We start from the raw sequence: 1,196 nt of genomic DNA, 5'->3' as shown, positions 1-1,196 counted from the left end.
CTTTAGTCCATTAGCGATTTTCCAAATTGTTGTAATCGTAGGACTAGATTCCCCTCTTTCAATTTGTCCAATCATTGTTTTACTCACACCTGTTAATTGTGAAACCTTTTCCAAACTCAGTTTTTCTTTCTTACGAATAGCTTTTAAATTTTTTGCAAGGATAATTTGAATTTCCTCCATAAAAAACACTCCTATACAATATAACGACCATTATGTATAATAAAAAGCACACGTTATATTGTTCTTTTCGGTCATTATAACACACGAATAAGAGGGGGTTTTTGAAATGCCTATATTTTCTTTTTTATTATTTGTCTTTGTTAGTAGCTTCACACCAGGCCCTAACAACTTTTTAGCTATGACATACGCCAAGCAATATGGATTAAAAAGAAGCATTACATTTTGCCTAGGTGTGGCTTTCGGTTTTTTTATTATCACTTCATTATGTAGTTTCTTTAATATTGTACTTATAAATATTCTGCCATTAATTGAATTCCCTTTAAAAATTTTAGGTGTAGCTTATATGCTGTATTTAGCTTTTAAAATACTCACTAGTAAAGGCAATACAGATACAAATGAAAAAAGTAATAAAAACTTATTTTTAGTAGGAATTATGCTTCAATTTGTTAACCCGAAGGGAATTTTATTCGGACTGACTGTAGTATCAACTTTTATTCTCCCTTACTACCATTCATATTCTAGTTACCTTTGCTTTTCATTGTTTTTAGGCATAGTCGGTTTAATGAGTACGTTTAGTTGGTGTCTATTCGGATCGATGTTTCAAAAACTTTTATTAAAACACAACCGAATATTTAACATTATTATGGCAGTTTTATTAGTGTTTAGCGCCATTTCAATTATTATTAACTAGTTCTATACTCATTCTAATTCTTATATTTTGTTTAACTGAACCAAACGCTACAGTTCGTATTTCTTAAGCTTTTTCTACTATTCTCCTAAATAGAACTTTTTTCTACCTTGTACAAGCAGTTCTTATCCTCATTAAATATAATATATAGACAAATAAAAGATAGGAGATTAAAGAATGGCTGATTATTTTTATAAACATAGTAAAAAGTACTATAAAAACTATTCATATTCTCAAAATAAAAAAGAGAACTGTTTCACTAAAACGCATACGATTGCTGGCTCAAATATACCGTTAGATATTATTGTACCAGCTAACACTTCAAGAA

General features: G+C 29.3%; 1 protein-coding gene and 2 pseudogenes. 2 read left to right on the top strand and 1 reads right to left on the bottom strand.

Annotation, left to right across the window (positions count from 1 at the left end; all coding sequences use genetic code 11):
* A pseudogene (locus AC1DTM_RS27425) lies at positions 1 to 230 on the bottom strand (helix-turn-helix domain-containing protein); the annotation flags it as partial.
* A gap of 56 nt (positions 231 to 286) precedes the next feature.
* On the opposite strand from AC1DTM_RS27425, the gene AC1DTM_RS27420 reads away from it, so the two are divergent.
* Positions 287 to 871, top strand: a complete 585-nt coding sequence (locus AC1DTM_RS27420) for a LysE family translocator (protein WP_477001370.1) — start codon at positions 287 to 289, stop codon at positions 869 to 871.
* A gap of 174 nt (positions 872 to 1,045) precedes the next feature.
* A pseudogene (locus AC1DTM_RS27415) lies at positions 1,046 to 1,196 on the top strand (exosporium protein D); the annotation flags it as partial.

The organism is Bacillus sp. P4_D3 (genome assembly GCF_056401855.1).
Note: the sequence above shows the minus strand (reverse complement) of the source record. Positions and strands in the feature narration are given on the sequence as shown.

Coding starts and splice junctions, on each gene's coding strand:
- AC1DTM_RS27420 (WP_477001370.1), top strand. CDS start 287: ATGCCTATATTTTCTTTTTTATTATTTGTCTTTGTTAGTAGCTTCACA.